Genomic DNA, 19,151 nt, shown 5'->3' on the forward strand with positions numbered 1-19,151 from the left:
CCATGCGCGCACTTGTTTCTACACGATCCGGGTGCAACCAGCTGATCTATCTCGGGAAAACGTGGGGAAACCTCAGGTGCTTGAGGCCATTTTGCAAACTGCCGAGATCTTTTTTTCCAGCATTGGCCAAGCTACCATCCGTAACGCTTGGCGCTATTTTGGTCTAAGCCTTCTGGCAGTTGCAGTCGCTTGCGGTTTCATTTTCTTGAAAATAGGCTAATAGTTCGGCGCTTCACTGCCTTGGCAGCGAAGCGCCTTTGAAGCAAGTCGTCTGGGATTATTTTAGAACCTGCGGTTCGAACTTCTAACCATCGACGCCAAGCAGCGGGGGTGTTTGGTCGGCAAGCATTGTTCATAAGCCAGAGCCCAACGATCCGGCGCAACTCTTTCTTCAGCCGCGCGTTCTCGGCCTCAAGGTCTTTGAGCCGTTTGGCATCAGGCACGCTCATCCCGCCGAACTTGCTGCGCCACAGGTAGTAGGAGGCCTCGCTGAAGCCATGGCGCCGGCATAGGTCCTTGATCGCCACGCCCGCTTCGGCCTCACGCAGGAAGCCAATGATCCGTTCTTCGGAAAAACGCTTCTTCACGTCCAATCTCTTCGGGGTAGGGAATTGGACTCCAAACTGGGGCGCTACTCAAAAAATCGAGGGGACATCGTGCCTGCAAGGGATTGGTCGTGGGTGCGCGCAGCTTCCTGGGCACCCCGTACGGCGGCGACACCTTGGCCGAGCAGCTGGAGCAGACGCCTGGGCTGCAGGATGTGAGCGTAGAACCGACTGTGGCGATCGTGGACCTGGGCTATCGCGAGCGCGAGGTCGATGGCGTGCAGGTCCTGCATCGCGGCAAGGCCAGGACGCTGACGCGACGGCACTGGCGCTGGATCAAGCGACGGCAGGCGGTGGAGCCGGTGATCGGACATCGGGAAGACGACGGCAGGTTGCCTCGCTGCAGGCTGACAGGTGCACAAGGCGATGCGCTCTGCACGTGCTCGGCTGCGCGGCCGGCTACACCCTGCGTTGGCTGCTGCGCTGGATCGCGTTTTTGCGTGCCTGGATGCGCGCGATGGGATGGCCATCCTTTAGCGCCGTGCGGCTGTCACCGACGGCGCTTGATGCTTGAAGGGGATTTTTCAGGGGCGACTATTTACAGCCGAGCTGAAACTTCCGGCTGATGCGGTCGAAGAGTTGAACAAAATCGCGACGTAGAACCTCAGACGATTCCGTTTCCTGATTAGCCCTGACCTTCAGCCGCCAGTCGCAGGAGATGTTCCAAGGCACCAAACTGCCGCTGCGCACCTGGATGCTGGCGTTGCACCTGTTGACCTCGACCAAAACCAACATGGCCGCACGGGAGCTGATGCGTCATCTGGGGATCAACTACAAGCGCGCCTGGCGGATGAAGCACAAGATCATGCAGGTCATGACCGAGCGCGAAACCACGCGGAAACTGGTGGGTTTCGTGCAGATCGACGATGCCTATCTCGGCGGCGAGCGTCATGGTGGCAAGGCCGGACGCGGATCGGAGAACAAACAAGCGTTCCTGATGGCGGTGCAGACCGAGACCGCCTTCACCGCGCCGAGCTTCGTGGTGATCGCGCCGGTGCGCAGCTTCGACAACACCTCGCTGCACGACTGGATTGCCCGTCGCCTGGCGCCCGAATGTGAGTTCTACCCCGATGGGCTGGCCTGCTTCCGTCGCCTGGAGGACGCCGGCCACGCGCACACCACGCTCGATACCGGTGGCAGGCGTGCCGCGACCGAAGCGACCGGTGCACGTTGGGTCACGTGGTGCTGGGCAACCTCAAGCGCGCCATCAGCGGCGTGTATCACGCCATCGCGCAAGGCAAATACGCGAGGCGTTACCTGGGAGAAGCGGCCTATCGTTTTAATCGTCGATTCCGCTTGCGCGACATGCTGCCACGACTTGCTACGGCCATGATGCAATCCACACCATGTCCAGAGCCGATTTTGCGTGCAGCGCGCAATTTTCACGGCTGAGAGTCAGGGCTAATCAGGTTCCGTCTTGGCAATCAGTGCTTGGCCTAATCAGGCGTCAGCGCCCTGGTTCGTCGTTCCACAGCAACTTGTGCAATTGCATCTGGAAGCGCACTGGCAGACGATCGGCAACGATCCAGTCTGCCAGCTGCCGTGGCGTGACTTCGCTTTTACTGGGCGAAAACCACACCGTGCAGCGACGGTCCAGCGCATGTGCAGCGACCAGCTCGCGTGACCATTCGTAATCGGTGCGGCTGCAGATCACGAACTTGATCTGGTCGCGCGCGGTGAGCAGCGGCACGTTGTCCCAACGGTTGCGCTGCTCTTCGCCGGACGCAGGCGTCTTGATGTCGACCACACGCGAGACGCGCGGATCGACTGCGGAGACGTCCAACGCGCCGGATGTCTCCAGCGAGACATCAAAGCCGGCGTCGCACAGTTTCTGCAGCAGCACCAGACAGCGCTTCTGCGCCAGCGGCTCGCCGCCGGTCACGCAGACGTGGCGCACGCCATGGCTTGCCACCTCGGCAACGATCGCATTGATGTCGTTCCATTCGCCACCATGGAAGGCATAGGCGGTATCGCAGTAGTGGCAGCGCAGCGGGCAGCCGGTCAGGCGCACGAATACGGTCGGCCAGCCGGCGGCGTCGGCTTCGCCTTGCAACGACAAAAAGATTTCGGTGACCTTCAATCGCGGCAATGGCGATTGGACGATCACGCTGGGGACGGCGGCGACGTTCATAGGCAAAGTATGCACCGCGCCCGAAGGCAACGACGCGACACGGCTCAGCGCAGTTGCTGGCCGAGACGGATGGACTGCAGGCGTTCCTGAGCGACGCGCGCCGCGTCGGAACCGGGATACTGCGATGCAACCTGTTGCAAGGTCTGCTGGGCTTCGTCGTTCTTGCCTTCGCCATACTGCGACAGGCCGAGCTTCAACAAGCCGCCAGAGGCCTTGTCATGCGTGGGATAGCGGCCGACGAGATCGCGAAACTGCGCCTCGGCCAGCGGGAAATTTCGGGTGGCGTAATAGCTTTCGCCGAGCCAATACAGCGCATTGGGGGTGTAGACGCCATTTGGATAAAGCTCCAAAAAGCTCAAAAACAGCTGCGACGCATCGTCGTACTTGCCGTTCTTCAACGCATCGAACGCCACGTTGTAGGCAGTACGTTCTTCGTTGCTGACGGACAGCGTGCCTGGGTCGCCGTGCACACTGGGCGGCTTCTCGGAAGTTGCCGCCGCTGCAGGCCGCGCGGCCGGAGCCGGGGCTGGGGTGACGCTGCCGGTGGCCGGTGGCACTGTTGCGCCACCGGCACCTTCCAACCGATTCAGACGTCCGTCCAGATCCAGATACTGGTCCTTGGACTGTTGTTTGAGTTGTTCGTTGTCGTGCTGCAGCTGTTCCACCGTCGCTCGCAATCCCTGCAGGTCAGAACGCGCCTGCTGTAGCTGATTGAGAAGATCGTTGTTGACCTGACTGTTGGCCTGCTGCTGCTCGAGAACGGCAACACGATCAGCGAGACTGGCACGCTGCGCGTAAGCCGGCGCGGCGACCACAAGGGCCACCGCGACGAACAGAGATGTCACTCGAAAGCGCATCGCTTCTTACTGAGCCGTGTACACGATTTCGACGCGACGGTTCTGCGACCAGCAGCTTTCGCTGGTTTCGGTGCAAACCGGACGCTCTTCACCGTAGCTGACGACAGTCAGCTGGCTGGCGGACCCGCCAGCAGCCTGCAGAGACGACGACACGGCATTGCCGCGACGCTCACCCAGACCCATGTTGTACTCACGCGAGCCGCGCTCGTCGGCATTACCCTGCAGGGTGATGCGCGAGGAAGGACGGTCACGCAGGTACTTGGCGTGGCAAGCGATGATGGCCTGGAATTCCGGCTTCAGGGAGTCCTGATCCAGATCGAAGTAGACAACGCGCTGGCGCAGGCAGGCATCGGTATCCAGGTCGCCCGGGCCGTACAGGCCTGAGGTCGCCGGGCCGGTGGGAACGGAGGAACTGGTGGTGGTGTCGGTCGGATCAGGCGGAGTTTCCTTCACCTTCTTCGAACAACCAGCCAGCACGGCAACGGACAGCAGGGAGACAAGCAAGACGCGGGTGGACTTGTTCATGGGATACCTAATGGTGGCTCCTGGGCCAATGGGGTTTAACGCAGCGAAATATTAACATTAATGCGCGGTTCGGTAAGGCCCCCATGCGGGTTCTCTTACATCACCATTAGCCAGGACCAGACGCTGGCGGACCCGAGCGTCGGAAGAGACGGCATACAGCACACCTCGGCCACCCTCGCGAGCGGCGTACAAAATCATGCTGGCGTTGGGCGCAAAGCTCGGCGATTCGTCCAGCGAACCCGGCGAAATTGTGCTCCAGCTGGGCGAACCCAGGCTGCGATCCATCATGGCGATACGGTAGGTATTGCCGCTGCCCTGCGCCACGGCGACCTTTTTGCCGTCGAACGAGACGCTGGCGGTGGCGTTGTAGTTGCCCTGGAAGGTCACGCGATTGGCGCTGCCGCCGCTTGCCGAAACCTGATAGATCTGCGGGCGACCGCCGCGATCGGAGGTGAAGTAGATGCTGCCTCCATCCGGTGCCCATGTCGGCTCGGTGTCGATGCCGAAGTGGTTGGTGAGCTGGGTCAGCTGCTTGCTGCCCAGATCCATCACGTAGATCTCCGGGTTGCCGCTGCGCGACAGCGCCAGCGCAAGACGACGGCCATCGGGCGAGAAAGAAGGCGCACCATTGATGCCGCGGAAACTCGAAACCAGTTCACGTGCGCCGGTGGAGATGTCCTGCAGATAGATCGAGGAATTGCCGCGCTCGAAGCTCACATAGGCCAGCTTCTTGCCGTCCGGGCTCCAGTTAGGCGATAGCAACGGCTCGGCCGAACGCACGATGGTCTGTGGGTTGTAGCCATCCGAATCGGCCACCATCAGCGCAAAACGCATCGCACCACCACTGCCGCTGGCAGTCACATAGGCGATGCGGGTCCAGAACGCGCCACGCACGCCGGTGATCTTTTCGTAGATCGCATCGGCCATCTGATGCGAGACATCGCGCATCGCATTGGCGCGTGCGGTCATCGCCAGGCCAAGCAGGCGCTCGCCCTTGGCCACGTCGAACAATTCGTACTCGACGCGGTAAGCGCCTTCGCCCGCATCCATGACCCGGCCGACCACGATGTAGTTCTGCTTGAGCGTGCGCCAGCTCTGGAACTGCACCTCGGTGCCGCGGGTTGGCTTTTCGACGATCTGCGCGGCCGGCAAGGTGCGGAACTGGCCGGAGCGATCCAGATCGGCGCCGACAACGGCCGCCACATCGGTCTGCGGCGCGGTGCCGGAGCCCTGGTATGCCATCGGAATAACAGCGATCGGCGTGGCCGAAGCGCTACCGCCGACGATATCGATAGTGAGCCCCTGCTGCTGCGCGAGGGCACTCAGCGGAAGCAACAGGGCGGTCAGGGCAGCTAACCAACGCAGCGGTTTTTTCATGGATTGCTCGGATCGGGCAGGAAAAGTGTGCAAGAGATACCAATCAGCGAGTGAACATACTCGCAATCGTGAACGGGACAGCGTGAAAGTGGAGCGAGTGGCCGGAAGCAGCACGGCACCGCTGTGACGCGGCTGGCGCGGTGCGCCTGCTTTGCGGATCAATCGTCAGACTGATCAGCACCACAGCGCGCGCAATCCGCAAATGACACCTCCGCAAATGACACCTGTCGAATCTAACCAAGGTGCGGCGCTACCAAGCTGCCGCGCCGTCGGCACCGACCGGTCGTCCAGACAGACCGTTACTGATCCTGCGCAGTGAATACAAAGGTCAGATTGCGCTGGAATACCGATTCGTAGCCGCGATACGGCAGCGGCTGCGCGCTCAACACTGCGGCCTCGATCGAGCGTTGACCTGCCTCGTCGTAGGGGCAGCCAGGCGCGACCTTTGCTTCCATCACCTGCCCGCCTGGCAACTGGCGGATATTGATGGTGCACTTCTGGCCTGGCGGAACCGACGGCGGGCGCACCCACTGCCCCAGGACCTTTTGCTGGATGGCAGCGGCGTACTTGGCCGACAGATCGGTGTTGGTGCCGCCCTGCCCTGCAGTCGGCTGGGCGGTAGCAGCGGCAGCCGAAGAGGCCTGTTGCGCACGCGCGGCGGCAACCTGGCGCAGCTTCTGTTCGGCCAGCGCGGCTTGCTTGTCGGCCTCGGCGCGCTGGCGGCGGATATCGGCGATCTTCTTTTCGCGCTCGGCGTCTGCTACCTGCTGGGCGGAAGCCTGCTTCTTCTTGGCGTCCTCCTCTTCCTGCTGCTTGGCCAGGCGCAACTTCTGCTCGGCCTCTTCCTGGCGTTTGCGCTCGGTGAGGTCGATCTGTTCCTGGCGACGCTTGGCTTCCTGTTCCTGCTTGGCCTTTTCCGCCGACAGCGCCAGGGCATCGACGCGGTCCTGATCGATCTTGTCCGGCTGGGCCACGCGATCCTGCGCCTGCGCTTGCTGCGGCGTAGGCGCATCCTGCGGACGCGGTTCGGGAATCGGCTGCGGCGGCGGCACGCTGTCTTCGGGTGCGGGATCGGGCAACGCTGCGGGCGGCGGCGTGGCAGCAACCGGCGTGGCCTTCAAGGCCTGGCGCGCAACGCGTGCTTCGGCTGCGGACACGTCCAGCGAGGCTTCCATGCTGGGATCGCCCGCGGCCGGCTCGACCGACCGCTCGGGCGACCACAGCCAGCCGGCGATGAACACCAACGCGACCAGGACGTGCACGACCAGGGCCAAGGCGACCGGTCGAAACCAGCCATCCTCGCGCGCGGTCTGTGTGGGGAGTGCGTCAGCGTGCATCGCGGCCTGCAGCACCGCCGGAGTCGGAAATCAGGCCGAATTTTTCGACCTTGGCCTGCTTGAGCACGTCGATGGCATCCATGATCTTTTGATACGGCGCGGCGCGATCGCCGGCCACCACCACGCGTGCCTCTTTGTCCTGCGCCACGATGGCGGCCAGCTGCGCCTGCAGCGCGGCCCCGTCCATCGCCTGCGGCTTGCCCTTGGGCAACTGCAATGCGAGCTGGCCGTCGGCGGCGACCACCACCACGATCGGGTCCTGCTTGCTCTCCAACGCCTTGGCGCGCGAGCTAGGCAGGTTGACGTCGGTGCTCAGGGTCAACAGCGGTGCGGTCACCATGAAGATGATCAACAGCACCAACATCACGTCGATGTACGGCACAACGTTGATGTCGGATTTGAGCTTGCGCTTCTTACGGCGGGAAATACTGGAAATCATCGCGAAACGTTCCTATTTAATCCCACGCACATGGATGTGCGGGATCTTGCGAGGGACTCGCACATCCAGTCCCTCGCACATACGAGTGCGGAGTGTTGCGAGGAACTCGCCCATCCAGTCCCTGCACACGGATGCGCGGGCTTCTGCGAGGGAATCGCATCCAAGCCGGCTGTTGCGAGGAACTCGCATCACTCGTCCGCGCCAGCCTGTCGCTGCAGGATCGAGCTGAACTCGTCGGCGAAGGTTTCGTAGCGCACCGACAGCCGTTCCACGCGGGTGGTGAAGCGGTTGTAGGCCCACACAGCGGGAATCGCCACGAACAGGCCGATGGCAGTGGCGAACAAGGCTTCGGAGATACCCGGTGCCACTGCAGCGATACCTGCTTGCTCGCCGCTGCTGACCATGTCGTGCATGGTCACCATGATGCCGAACACGGTGCCGACCAGGCCGACGTACGGCGCGGTGGAACCGATGTTGGCCAGCAGTTCGAGATTGCGCTCGAGCTGGTCGACTTCGCGGGTGAAGGCGGTGCGCATGGCGCGCTGTGCGCCTTCCAGCTGCACCCGCCCATCCAGGCGACGACGATCGCGCAGGCGCGAAAATTCGCGGAAGCCGCTTTCGAACATCGACTCCAGGCCGCCGACAGTGCGGTTGCGATCGGTGGCCGAGGCATAGAGCTTGGCCAGATCGGCACCGGACCAGAAGCGGTTTTCGAATTCGTCCGCCTCGCGGTTGGCCTGCTTGAAGGCGCGCGCCTTGCGGAAAATGATCACCCAGCTGATGAACGAGCCGATCAGCAGCAGCAACACGATGATCTTGACCGGGATGCTCGCCCGCAGGATCAGCTCGACATAGTTGATGCTGCTGTTGTGCGCCACGCTGGCGGTCTGTGCCGCAGCGGCGGCAACGTCCTGCGGTAGCGCTTCCACTACCGTGTCCTGCAGGGCCAGGAGCAATGCAATCGACATCCGTTTGTTCCTCAGTCTTCTGATTCTGTGGTTTCTAAAGCTTTCAACACGTCGTGTAGCGCATCGTCCATCCCGCGCGGGCGAAAGTCGCTGGCACCGAGCGCGGCAATGCGCACCTGCGCGGTCAGCAGCACTTCGCCCTCGCGACGCACCGACTGGGCGAACAGCAGGCTGGCACGTTTGCATCTGCGCAAGACCGCAGACACCGACAGCGCGTCGTCGAGCCGGGCCGGCTTGCGGAAATCCAGTTGCATCGAGCGGACCGCGAACACCAGATTGTGCTGCTGGCGCATGCGTTCCTGCCCATAACCGAGTGCGCGCATCCATTCCGTACGTGCCCGTTCCATGAAGGCGACGTAGCGCGCGTGGTAGACCACCCCACCGGCGTCGGTATCTTCCCAATACACGCGTGTCGGCCAACTGAATCGGGCATCAACCGACATCCTCGTCCTCCACGAACAGGTCCGGTGCCGGCGCGGCCTTGGGCCTGAGCCCGAGATGACGATAGGCCTTGTTGGTGGCCATGCGCCCACGCGCGGTGCGGATCAGAAAGCCCTGCTGGATCAGATAGGGCTCAATCACGTCTTCCAGCGTGCCGCGTTCTTCCGACAGCGAGGCGGCCAGCGATTCGACGCCGACCGGACCGCCGTCGAAGTGATCGACGATCACTCTCAGCATGCGGCGGTCGAGCTCGTCGAAGCCTTCCGGGCCGACCTTGAGCATCTGCATTGCGGCCTGCGCCACCGGCAGATCGATATGCCCAGACGCCTTGACCTGGGCGAAGTCGCGCACCCGCCGCAGCAGCCGATTGGCGATACGCGGGGTGCCGCGCGCGCGGCGTGCGATCTCGGCGGCGCCATCGGGCGTGCAGTCGATGCCCAGGATCGCGGCCGAGCGAATCACGATCCGGGTCAGCTCCTCCGGCGAATAGAACTCCAGCCTCTGCACGATGCCGAAGCGGTCGCGCAAGGGCGCGGTCAGCAGGCCGGCACGGGTGGTGGCGCCGATCAAGGTAAACGGCGGCAGATCGATCTTGATAGAGCGCGCGGCCGGGCCGTCGCCGATCATGATGTCGATCTGGAAATCTTCCATCGCCGGATACAGCACTTCTTCGACCACTGGCGAGAGACGATGGATCTCGTCGATGAACAACACATCGTGCGGCTGCAGGTTGGTCAGTAGCGCGGCCAGGTCGCCGGCTTTTTCGATCACCGGGCCGGAGGTCGAGCGCAGGCTCACCCCGAGCTCGTTGGCGATGACGTGACTGAGCGTGGTCTTGCCCAACCCGGGCGGGCCGAAGATCAGTACATGATCCATCGCCTCGCCGCGCGCCTTGGCAGCCTGAATGTAGATATCCATCTGCTCGCGCACTGGCTGCTGGCCGAGATAATCGGCCAATCGCTTGGGACGGATGCTCGCATCGACGGCGTCGTCTTCCCGGGTGGCACTGCTGGCGATGATGCGGTCCATCAGTGGCGGGACCGGGGACCGGGGACCGGGGACCTGGGAAACGCATTGCGTCCGATCGCAGGCAGGTCAACAGAGAACAGGGAAGAGATCATGATCTGTTAATTGTAGAAGACTGCAGCACGCTTTTAACGGGCCTCCGGTCCCCGGTCACGAGTCCCGGCATTTAAATCTCCACCTGCGCGCCAAGCTCCACCAACCGGTTACCAGGGATGCGGAAGAATCCTGTGGCCGGGGCGGCGTTGCGATGCATCAGCGCGAACAGCTTGTCGCGCCAGATCGGCATGCCGCGGTTGGCGCTGGCCACGATGGTCTCGCGGCTGGCGAAGAAGGTCGTGTCCATCGGGTCGAAATAGATGCCGCCCTGGTCACAGGAACGCATCAATGCCAGCGGCACATCGGGCGTTTCCATAAAGCCGAAGCGCACGTAGACGCGATAAAACTCGTCAGCGATGGCATCCATCTTCAGCCGCTGCCCGGCAGTGGCATACGGCACGGGCAGTGTTCCCACAGTGAGGAATACATTGCGCTCGTGCAGCACCTTGTTATGTTTGAGGTTGTGCATCAACGCGTGCGGCACCACCATCGGGTCGGCGGTCAGGAAGATCGCCGTGCCGGGCACCCGCACCGGTGGCGCCAGCATCAATCCGGGCAGGAAGCTGTCCAGCCCGATGCCGTCCTTGCGGATCTCGCTCTGCAGGAGCTTGCGGCCGCGCCGCCACGTGCGCATCAGAGTGAACAGGATCAGCCCGAGCAGCAGCGGGAACCAGGCGCCGTCCATGAACTTGATGATATTGGCGTAAAGGAAGGCGCAATCCACCACCAGGAATACCGCCGCCAGCGCCCACAGCAATGGGCGCGGCACACGTGGATTGGCACGCGCGTAGATGATCATCAGCACCGTGGTGATGAGCATGGTGCCGGTCACAGAGACGCCATAGGCCGTCGCCAGCGAGGCGGAATTGCCGAAGCCCAGCACCGCGACGATCACCAGCGCCAGGAGGATCCAGTTGATCGCAGGCACATAGATCTGCCCGATCGTGGAGTGCGATGTGTGCCGGACATGCATGCGCGGGATGTAGCCGAGCTGCATCGCCTGGCTGGTTACCGAATAGGCACCGGTGATCAATGCCTGCGAGGCGATCACAGTCGCTGCAGTCGACAGCACGATCATCGGATACAGGCCCCAGTCGGGCACCGCTTCGTAGAACGGGTTGCGAACCGCTGCGGGATCGCGCAAGACCAGCGCACCCTGGCCCAGATAGGTCAGGGTCAGCATCGGCAGCACCAGGAAATTCCACGAATAGCGGATCGCCTTGGCTCCGAAATGCCCCATGTCCGCATACAGCGCCTCTCCACCGGTGACCGAGAGCACGACCGCACCAAGCACGAATACCGCATGCCAGTTGTGTTCTGCGAAAAAGCGCACGCCCCACCACGGATTCAGCGCATGCAGCACTTCTGGCGCCTGCGCCAGGTTGTAGACGCCGATTGCACCCAAGACCAGAAACCACAACAAGGTGATCGGGCCGAACGCCTTGCCGACTTTTTCTGTACCGAAGCGTTGCGCCAGAAACAGCGCCACGATCACAGCCACCGTGATCGGCACGATGAAGTTGTGCAACTGCGGCGCGGCGACCTCCAGCCCCTCCACCGCCGAGAGCACCGAGATCGCAGGGGTGATCACACCATCGCCGAAAAACAGCGAGGCGCCGAAGATGCCGAGTAACCCAACCACGTACACAGAGCGCGATCCCGTAGGTAACGCGTTCTGCGCCAGCGCGGTCAGCGCCATGATGCCGCCTTCGCCGTCGTTGTCCGCGCGCATGATGATGGCGACGTACTTGAGCGTAACCACCGTCATCAACGCCCAGAACACCAACGACAGAATGCCGAGCACGGTGTCGTGATCGGGAGTCAACCCATAGTGTGGCGAGAACGCCTCCTTGAGGGTGTACAGCGGGCTGGTACCGATGTCGCCGAACACGACGCCGATGGCACCCAGCATAAGCGGCAGACCGGTTTTGCCATGCGAATGGCTGGAGCTGGACGGAGTTTGGGTGGAAGCCATGTGGGAATCAGGTTAGCGCCGCGGGGCGTGAAGAGAGAGGTACGGTAACGGTCAACGCAGCGCGGCCTGGAGTGCCTTGCGAATGACTGTAGCGACTTCGTCGCCTTCTGCCCCGGCTTCGCGTGCCATGCGTGCGGCCTCGGCCGGCTTGTAACCCAGTTGCTGCAATGCCACCGTGGCTTCGGACACCGCATCCGGGCCGAGCTGGCCGGTGATCGGTGCGCCACTGCTGAAGTCGGCGGCGCGGTCGCGCAGCTCCACCACCATGCGCTCGGCGGTCTTCTTGCCGATGCCGGGGATACGCGTCAGTGCGGTGATGTCGCCGCTGGTGATCAGGCGGGCGAACTCGTCCACGGTGACCCCGGACAGCACCGCCAGTGCAATCTTGGCGCCGATGCCGGTGACCTTCTGCACGTCGCGGAACAGCCTTCGCTCGCCTTCGCGCAGAAACCCGTACAGCGACACGCTGTCTTCCTTCTGCGCGTACTGGGTGAACAAAATCACGTCGCGACCGACATCGGGCAGGTCGTAGAAGGTGCTCATCGGCGCCTCCAGCTCATATCCCACCCCGCCCACATCGATCACCAGCCACGGCGGCTGCTTGTAGGCCAGGATTCCGCGCAGGCGGCCGATCACGGTGAAACACCGGGACCGGGGACCGGGGACCGGGGACCCGGGAAAGCAAATATTGCGACGGCGGATTTACCGGCAAACGCACTCCGGTTCCCCGGTCCCCGGTCCCCGGTCCCGAAATACCCGGTCCCGGCGTACCCGCCGCTTCCCATCATCATCGTCATTTGCGGCTCCAGGCCTGTTGGGTATTGACGCCCAGGCGCTGCGCGGTGGCGCGCACGTGGGCGTGGGTAATGGCGACGGCCAGTGCGTCGGCGGCGTCGGGCTGCAACTTGCCTTTCAGGTTGAGCATGATGCCGACCATGTGCTGGACCTGCACCTTATCCGCCCCGCCCTTGCCGACCAGCGCCAGCTTGATCTCGGTGGCAGCGTACTCGTGTAGCGGCAGGTCGCGTAGCACCACCGCGCAAATCGCCGCGCCGCGTGCGTGACCGAGCTTGAGCGCCGAGTCGGCACTTTTGCCCATGAACACCTTTTCGATCGCCACTTCCTGCGGCCGGTAGGTTTCGATCACCTCGCCCAGCCCGTGCAGCAAGCGCTTGAGCCGCTGCGCGAAGTCGCCCTCGCCCAGCAACACCAGCGGCGCGTGATAGACATGCCGGGTGCGACCGATCTCGTCGATGTCGATGATGCCGACCCCGGTGCGCTGGGAGCCGGGGTCGATGCCCAGGATGCGGGTCATTGAGCGGCCGGGAATCGGGAGTTGGGAATCGGAAATGGGTAAAAAAGCAGCCTACTGGCGTGCCCGGAGATGCTGGGCCATGCCAGATGCCGGTTTTTCGATTCCCGATTCTCCATTACCGATTCCCGGCGCTTACGCGCCAAGCGCCGCTTGATCGACGTTCGAATACACGTCCTGCACATCGTCCAGGTCCTCGAGCATGTCCAGCAGCTTGCGCACCTGCACGGCGGTGTCGCCGTCTACAGCGATGTCGTTTTCGGCGCGGAAGGTGATTTGTGCATGCGCCGGCTCCAGGCCGGCGACGGCGAGTGCCTGCTTGACCTGGGCGAAGGCGTCCGGGGCGGTCAGTACGTCGATGGCGCCGTCTTCCTGGTACACCACCACGTCGTCGGCGCCGGCTTCGATCGCCGCGTCGGTGAGGGTGTCTTCGTCGGTGCCGGCGGCAAAGCTGAGCACGCCCAGGCGCTTGAACATGAAGGCCACCGAGCCGTCGGTGCCCATGTTGCCGCCGCACTTGCTGAAGGCATGGCGCACGTCGGCCACCGCGCGCACGCGGTTGTCGGTGAGGCAGTCCACGATCACCGCCACGCCGCCGGGGGCGTAGCCCTCGTAGCGCACTTCTTCGTACTCCACGCCTTCCAGTTCGCCGGTGGCCTTCTTGATGGCGCGTTCGATCACGTCCTTGGACATGTTCGCCGACAGGCCCTTGTCCACGGCCACGCGCAGGCGCGGATTGTTGGCCGGATCGCCGCCGCCGCGTGCGGCCACGCTGATCTCGCGGATAATCTTGGTGAACATCTTGCCGCGTTTGGCGTCGGAGGCGTTCTTGCGGCCTTCGATCGAGGGGCCTCTACCCATGGGTGGTTCCAGACTGGCTTGGATGACAGGGCGCGGATTTTACCTGATTGCTCGCCCACACCGGGGCGGCGGCGTTCAGTGGCGGAATTGGCCGCTACGCAGCAAGCTCAACGCCTGCTGCGCGGCCTCGGGCGAACGCAACAGACCGCTATGGCTTGCCGGTACCACGCAATGGTCGCGCAGCCCGGGCAGGCGGGTTTCGGCCAGTGCGACGGTGCCGTCCGAGCCGCCGTCCAGCGGCGCCAGCAATCGACCGACCCCGCGCGCGACATTGCCGGCGACCTGACCGATCTCGGCTTCGCCCTCCCATTGCACGAACCCTTGCTGCAGCAAGCCCGCGCTGCGCCCCAACGCCCACCGCCCGCCACGTTGGGCCAGGCCGCGCGCGGCGGCGCTGCCGCATAACGGCGAGCCCAGGCAGACCACGCGGCGCACCGGCAACTCGGGCGCAGCGCGCAGGGCCTGCAACGCCATCAGCCCGCCCAGGCTGTGACAGACCAACAGCTGCGCGCCGGTCGCCTGCAGGCGTTCGATCAGCCGCGGCACCGCATGCGCGGGACCGCCCAGCACGCTGGCGTAGCCGAACAGTGCAGGTGCCAGACCGTGGGCACGCAGTCGACGTGCAAGCGGCAGCAGCCAGTGCGCGGTATTCCAGATGCCGTGCACCAGCAGCACATCGGCGGTTGCGGTGGTCGGCGCAGTGCGCTTGGCGTGCCTGGCTACACCTGGAAATGCCGAGGAAGGGCTGGGCATCAGCGCGCTTGCCCAGACGTTGCGCGCAATCGTCGGGCGGGTGCAGACGGCGCCTGCATACCCTCAGTCCTCCACGGCAATCGGCTTGCGGCGCAGGATGTGCTCGCGATCAAGGATGCGGCCGACCGGGAATTCGTACTCGCCAACTTTTTCGAAGCCGTAGCGGGCGTAGAAACGTTGCGCGCCGAAATTCTCCGACCACACACCGATCCACAGCGTGCGTGGGCCGTTGCGCTCCAGCCATTCCAGCGTGGTTTCGAACAGCCGGCTACCCCAGCCGCTGTTCTGGTAAACCTTCAGCAGATACAGCCGCTTGAGCTCTCCATCGCCTGGCCGCACGTCTTCGTGCGGTAGCCCGCATGGCCCGGCGGCGGCGTGGCCGACCAGCAGGTTGTCCATCTCCAGCAGCCAGATCGCATAGTCCGGATGCGCCAGCACGATGCGCCCGCGCTCGACCGCGTAGGTTTCTTGCACAAAACCGTGCAGGTCCTGCTGCGGGTACAGATGCCCGAAGGTTTCGGTAAAGGTTTGCGCAGCCAGCAGCGATAACGCTTCGGCATCGTCCGGTGTGGCGCGGCGGATGCGGGTCATGCGGGCGTCTCGTGCCGGGTGGACGTGGCAGCTTCTCGCATGCGGCGGCGCTACCGCAAGCGGGGGCGACGCGATGCATCTTGCCGCCGTCGCTGGTGGCGGCTAAACGCGGCAACAGCCATCCCTCAAACGATCCGGCTGACACGCACGGAACTGACGATGGGGATTCATGATTCCCGCACCGGCCGCAGCGATCTGACGACAGCGCTGTTGGTTGACGCGGTTGACGCGTCGCAGGTGGTTGATCGCTGCGCACGGCCATGCTTCGCGCATGGCCGTGCGCAGCGATCAGACCTGCTTCAGCCGCACCTGCACGTGCACTTCGGCCAGCTGCTCGGCGGCGATCGGCGACGGGGCGTCGGTCATCAGATCCTGTGCGCCGGTGGTCTTGGGGAACGGGATCACGTCGCGGATGGAGTCGGTACCGGCCATCAATGCGGCGATGCGGTCGATGCCGAAGGCGATGCCGCCGTGCGGCGGTGCACCGTAGTTCAAGGCATCCAGCAGGAAGCCGAACTTGGCGCGCGCCTCTTCGGCGCCGATGCCGAGCAACTCGAACACCGCGCTCTGCATGTCCGGGCGGTGGATACGGATCGAGCCGCCGCCGATTTCGTTACCGTTGAGCACCATGTCGTAACCCCGCGACACGGCCGTGCGGGCGTTGGCGCGCAGGTCGGCGATGTCGTCCACCGCCGGCGCGGTGAAGGGGTGATGCAGGGCCACGTAGCGCTGCACCTGCTCGTCCCATTCGAACATCGGGAAGTCGGTCACCCACAGCGGCGACCAGGTATCGGCGACCAGCTTGAAGTCCTTGCCGGCCTTCAGGCGTAGTGCGCCCATGAAATCGGACACCTTGTTGTAGCCGCCGGCGCCGAAGAACACGATGTCGCCATTGTCGGCACCGACGTGTTTGAGCAACGCAGCGAACGCTTCTTCGCTGAAGAACTTGGCGATCGGCGAGCTGACTTCGCCGGTCTCCGAGAGCTTGATGTACGCCAGGCCCTTGGCGCCGTACTTGGCGGCGTGCGCGGCGTATTCGTCGATCTGCTTGCGCGACAGCGCAGCGCCACCGGGGATGCGCAACGCGGCCACGCGGCCGTCGGCATCGTTGGCGGCGGCGGTGAATACCGGGAATTCGCTGGATTTGACCAGCTCGGCCACGTCGACCAGTTCCAGATCGATACGCAGATCCGGCTTGTCCGAACCAAAGCGACGCATCGCCTCGGCCCAGGTCATGCGCGGGAACTGCGCGGCCAGTTCGACATCGACCACCTCCTTGAAGATGACGCGGATCATGTCTTCGACGAAATCCTGCACGTCGCGCTCGCGCACGAAGGCGAACTCCATGTCGAGCTGTGTGAATTCCAGCTGGCGGTCGGCGCGCAGCGCTTCGTCGCGGAAGCAGCGCGCGATCTGGTAGTAGCGATCGAAGCCGGCCACCATCAGGATCTGCTTGAACAGCTGCGGGCTCTGCGGCAAGGCGTAGAACTCGCCCGGATGCATGCGCGCCGGCACCAGGAAGTCGCGTGCGCCTTCCGGGGTGGCCTTGGTCAGGATAGGAGTTTCGATGTCCTGGAAATCGCGCGCATCCAGATGCCGGCGCAGCGCCTGCACCAGCTTGATGCGGGTGCGCTGCATGCGCTGCATTTCCGGACGACGCAGGTCCAGATAGCGGTACTTCAATCGGGTTTCTTCGCCCGGATTTTCGTGCGCATGGAACGGCAGCGGCGCGGCCTTATTGAGAATGATGATGCGCGTGGCGATCACTTCCACCTTGCCGGTGCGCAGTTTGTCGTTGACCGCGTGCCGCGCACGCACCACACCTTCAACCTGCAGCACGTCCTCGTAGCCGAGGCTGGCGGCCACCTTGAACAGCTCGGCGCTGGCGTCGTCGCCGGCCACCGGTTCCACCGTCACCTGCACGATGCCTTCGTGGTCGCGCAGGTCGATGAAGCACACGCCGCCCAGGTTGCGGGCCACGTCGGTCCAGCCGGCGAGAGTGACGGTTTGGCCGATCAAGGTCTCATCGACCAGGCCGCAAAAGTGGGTACGCATCGAAAGCTCCGCTGAAAAACCCGACACAGGACAGCGCCGGAGAGCCAGATATTCTGGGGCCGGCGGGCGGCAGGAGCAAATGCGCAGGCGCTCACGGTTGCTTAAGTCAGTGCCCGGCTGAATAGGCGCCACGCCCCTTCCACACCAAAGGACGACACGATGCTGCGCACCGCCCTGCTGCTCTGCGGCCTCGGCCTGACCTCCCTGACCGGCCTGCTCACCAGTGCCCCTGCCGCCGCGCAGGACCGTGGCCGGAACAGCCCCAGCATTACCTGCTCCAGCAACGACAACCGTCGCCGCGCGTGCGATACGCCGTTCCGCGGCCGCGCGGTGCTGGTCGAAAACATCTCCGGCACGCGCTGCATCGAAGGCCGCAACTGGGGCAGCGACCGTGGTCGCGTGTGGGTGGACAATGGCTGCCGCGCGCGCTTTGTCGATGGCCGCAACGGGAACGGCGGCGGCTGGGGCGGGGACAACGGCCCCGGCGGTAGCGCTGGCGGGGTAGCCGGCACGGTGCGCTGCGAGAGCAACGACCAGCGCCAGAAGATCTGCGACACCGGCTGGCGCAGCGCCACGCTGGTGCGCCAGCTCTCCAACACGCCCTGCGTGGAAGGCCGCAACTGGCGCCAGGACGGTGGCCGGATCTGGGTGGACGACGGTTGCCGGGGCGAGTTTGCGCAGTCACGTGGCCGCAGCGGTTGGGACCGTGGCGACGGCGGCTACGGTAGTCGCGACGACCGCCCACGTAACGATTACGCCATCACCTGCGCCAGCGACGACCGCCGCCTGCGCACCTGCGGCTGGGATGGCCGCTACGGCCACCCGGTGCTGACCCGCCAGTTGTCTGACACTCGCTGCGAGGAAGGCAGCAGCTGGGGCTACGACGAGCGCCGCGCGACGGTGTGGGTCAACGATGGCTGCCGGGCGCGGTTTGAGGCGCGTTGAGGCGCTGCGCATTGAAGCAACGCGTGCGTGGGCCGGTCCTGGATCGGGATCGGCCTGCTCGTTCAACCTGTCATCGATCGATTGGCGGATAACACGCGCTCCCGGCGGCAGATTGCGCGACTGCGAATCTGTCTGATCAGGTCTCCGGCTGGATACGCGCGTCTTGGCACCGCAGACGATGCCGACGGCTCAGCCAATCGACCGGCTCACCCTCCCCAGGGCGCGGGCGGCAATGCGACCGGCTTGGTGAGATCGAATGCGACCCGGAACAACCTTCCGCCTGGACGGCTCAATTCGTAGACGACGCTGCGGCCTGGCTGAATTTCCAGCGTCCAGGTGTTGCTCAGTGAGGCGGTCGAGCCGAGGCATTTTAATAGCGCGATGGACTCGGCATCGACCGGGAATGCCCGCCGATGCGCACTGTCGGCAGTGACGTTATCGCCGCCGTATTGCGTTAATGCGTCCGCGCTGCCGTCGACATGACGATGATCGTGCTTGAGGCGCAGGACGGTGTCGATACGCGTCAGCACTCAGGTACGCGAGGGTCATCACCCACATGGAAGGGCACCCGCGATTGGCGCGCCGGGGCATCGCAGCCGCGCACATGCATCACCAGCGGTTTGTCGGCGAACGCGTTTGGCGTAGCAGAGACGGGCAGATCGAGAATCACGCGGCCTGCGAAGGCCTGGCCGCAGTGTGCGGCGAGCGCGGCCAGAGAGCGGTGGCGGGCGCGGCGCTTATCGGTGTGGGCGACGTCGCGGACCTGGACGTAGAAACAAGTGATGCATCCGCCCACGGCGACGACCAGCATCAGCAAGGCCAGCACTGGAATAGCCAACGAAATATGGCGAGCAGCC

At 64.1% G+C, this 19,151-nt stretch carries 18 protein-coding genes and 4 pseudogenes; 4 read left to right on the forward strand and 18 right to left on the reverse strand.

All coding sequences use genetic code 11. The features are described 5' to 3' along the window. Nucleotides 1-220, forward strand: a 220-nt coding sequence (locus XpopCFBP1817_RS22035) for a hypothetical protein (RefSeq protein WP_208619534.1), incomplete at its 5' end; no start/stop codon positions are given. A gap of 160 nt (nt 221-380) precedes the next feature. On the opposite strand, the pseudogene XpopCFBP1817_RS03720 reads toward XpopCFBP1817_RS22035, so the two are convergent. Further along, nucleotides 381-587: pseudogene (locus tag XpopCFBP1817_RS03720) on the reverse strand (transposase); the annotation flags it as partial. Between the two features lie 71 nt (nt 588-658). Between XpopCFBP1817_RS03720 and XpopCFBP1817_RS03725 the strand changes: the two are divergent. Together XpopCFBP1817_RS03725 and XpopCFBP1817_RS03730 are read left to right on the forward strand one after the other, a co-directional pair. Continuing rightward, a pseudogene (locus XpopCFBP1817_RS03725) lies at nt 659-1,119 on the forward strand (hypothetical protein); the annotation flags it as partial. A gap of 144 nt (nt 1,120-1,263) precedes the next feature. Next, nucleotides 1,264-1,997, forward strand: a pseudogene (locus XpopCFBP1817_RS03730) (IS1595 family transposase); the annotation flags it as partial. 55 nt (nt 1,998-2,052) lie between these two features. Here XpopCFBP1817_RS03730 and queE read toward each other — a convergent pair. From queE to aspS, 16 genes are all read right to left on the reverse strand, one after another. Further along, a complete protein-coding gene (queE, locus tag XpopCFBP1817_RS03735) occupies nt 2,053-2,736 on the reverse strand; it encodes a 7-carboxy-7-deazaguanine synthase QueE (RefSeq protein ID WP_128416048.1) in 684 nt (227 codons plus the stop codon). A gap of 44 nt (nt 2,737-2,780) precedes the next feature. After that, nucleotides 2,781-3,593 carry a tol-pal system protein YbgF gene (gene ybgF, locus XpopCFBP1817_RS03740; RefSeq protein ID WP_128416049.1) on the reverse strand — a complete coding sequence of 271 codons (813 nt, stop codon included), beginning with the start codon at nt 3,591-3,593 and terminating at the stop codon, nt 2,781-2,783. A 6-nt stretch (nt 3,594-3,599) separates the two neighbouring features. Next, a complete protein-coding gene (pal, locus tag XpopCFBP1817_RS03745; protein ID WP_128416050.1) occupies nt 3,600-4,118 on the reverse strand; it encodes a peptidoglycan-associated lipoprotein Pal in 519 nt (172 codons plus the stop codon). Nucleotides 4,119-4,175: 57 nt separating this feature from the next. Next, nucleotides 4,176-5,495, reverse strand: a complete 1,320-nt coding sequence (gene tolB / locus XpopCFBP1817_RS03750; protein WP_128416051.1) for a Tol-Pal system beta propeller repeat protein TolB — start codon at nt 5,493-5,495, stop codon at nt 4,176-4,178. A 299-nt stretch (nt 5,496-5,794) separates the two neighbouring features. After that, the gene (tolA, locus tag XpopCFBP1817_RS03755; protein WP_128416052.1) at nt 5,795-6,832 is read right to left on the reverse strand and encodes a cell envelope integrity protein TolA; all 1,038 of its coding nucleotides are present in this window, start codon (nt 6,830-6,832) and stop codon (nt 5,795-5,797) included. Continuing rightward, complete coding sequence (gene tolR / locus XpopCFBP1817_RS03760; RefSeq protein ID WP_128416053.1) at nt 6,822-7,271, reverse strand: protein TolR; 450 nt, start codon at nt 7,269-7,271, stop codon at nt 6,822-6,824. Before tolR ends, tolA begins: the two co-directional genes overlap by 11 nt. 188 nt (nt 7,272-7,459) lie before the next feature. Further along, complete coding sequence (gene tolQ, locus XpopCFBP1817_RS03765) at nt 7,460-8,239, reverse strand: protein TolQ (RefSeq protein WP_128416054.1); 780 nt, start codon at nt 8,237-8,239, stop codon at nt 7,460-7,462. Nucleotides 8,240-8,250: 11 nt separating this feature from the next. Beyond that, nucleotides 8,251-8,682, reverse strand: a complete 432-nt coding sequence (gene ybgC / locus XpopCFBP1817_RS03770; RefSeq protein WP_128416055.1) for a tol-pal system-associated acyl-CoA thioesterase — start codon at nt 8,680-8,682, stop codon at nt 8,251-8,253. Further along, nucleotides 8,672-9,709 (reverse strand): Holliday junction branch migration DNA helicase RuvB, encoded by a 1,038-nt coding sequence (gene ruvB, locus XpopCFBP1817_RS03775; protein ID WP_128416056.1) that lies wholly within the window; start codon nt 9,707-9,709, stop codon nt 8,672-8,674. The genes ybgC and ruvB overlap by 11 nt, the downstream gene beginning before the upstream one ends. Nucleotides 9,710-9,872: 163 nt before the next feature. Then, nucleotides 9,873-11,777, reverse strand: a complete 1,905-nt coding sequence (locus XpopCFBP1817_RS03780; RefSeq protein WP_128416057.1) for a potassium transporter Kup — start codon at nt 11,775-11,777, stop codon at nt 9,873-9,875. Between the two features lie 51 nt (nt 11,778-11,828). Beyond that, nucleotides 11,829-12,413: a Holliday junction branch migration protein RuvA gene (gene ruvA / locus XpopCFBP1817_RS03785; protein ID WP_128416058.1), complete on the reverse strand. Its 585-nt coding sequence runs from the start codon at nt 12,411-12,413 to the stop codon at nt 11,829-11,831. A 157-nt stretch (nt 12,414-12,570) separates the two neighbouring features. Then, nucleotides 12,571-13,092 (reverse strand): crossover junction endodeoxyribonuclease RuvC, encoded by a 522-nt coding sequence (gene ruvC / locus XpopCFBP1817_RS03790; protein ID WP_128416059.1) that lies wholly within the window; start codon nt 13,090-13,092, stop codon nt 12,571-12,573. A 132-nt stretch (nt 13,093-13,224) separates the two neighbouring features. After that, the gene (locus XpopCFBP1817_RS03795) at nt 13,225-13,950 is read right to left on the reverse strand and encodes a YebC/PmpR family DNA-binding transcriptional regulator (protein WP_128416060.1); all 726 of its coding nucleotides are present in this window, start codon (nt 13,948-13,950) and stop codon (nt 13,225-13,227) included. 75 nt (nt 13,951-14,025) lie between these two features. Then, nucleotides 14,026-14,703: an esterase/lipase family protein gene (locus XpopCFBP1817_RS03800; RefSeq protein ID WP_128416061.1), complete on the reverse strand. Its 678-nt coding sequence runs from the start codon at nt 14,701-14,703 to the stop codon at nt 14,026-14,028. 63 nt (nt 14,704-14,766) lie between these two features. After that, a complete protein-coding gene (locus XpopCFBP1817_RS03805) occupies nt 14,767-15,294 on the reverse strand; it encodes a GNAT family N-acetyltransferase (protein WP_128416062.1) in 528 nt (175 codons plus the stop codon). Nucleotides 15,295-15,582: 288 nt separating this feature from the next. Further along, entirely contained in the window at nt 15,583-17,349 is a 1,767-nt protein-coding gene (gene aspS / locus XpopCFBP1817_RS03810) for an aspartate--tRNA ligase (RefSeq protein WP_128416063.1), read from the reverse strand. A gap of 159 nt (nt 17,350-17,508) precedes the next feature. Between aspS and XpopCFBP1817_RS03815 the strand changes: the two genes are divergently transcribed. Beyond that, complete coding sequence (locus XpopCFBP1817_RS03815) at nt 17,509-18,294, forward strand: DUF3011 domain-containing protein (protein WP_128416064.1); 786 nt, start codon at nt 17,509-17,511, stop codon at nt 18,292-18,294. Between the two features lie 206 nt (nt 18,295-18,500). Here XpopCFBP1817_RS03815 and XpopCFBP1817_RS23880 read toward each other — a convergent pair. Further along, a pseudogene (locus XpopCFBP1817_RS23880) lies at nt 18,501-19,105 on the reverse strand (hypothetical protein). Nucleotides 19,106-19,151: the final 46 nt, after the last annotated feature.

It is taken from the genome of Xanthomonas populi (assembly GCF_002940065.1).
GTDB lineage: Bacteria > Pseudomonadota > Gammaproteobacteria > Xanthomonadales > Xanthomonadaceae > Xanthomonas > Xanthomonas populi.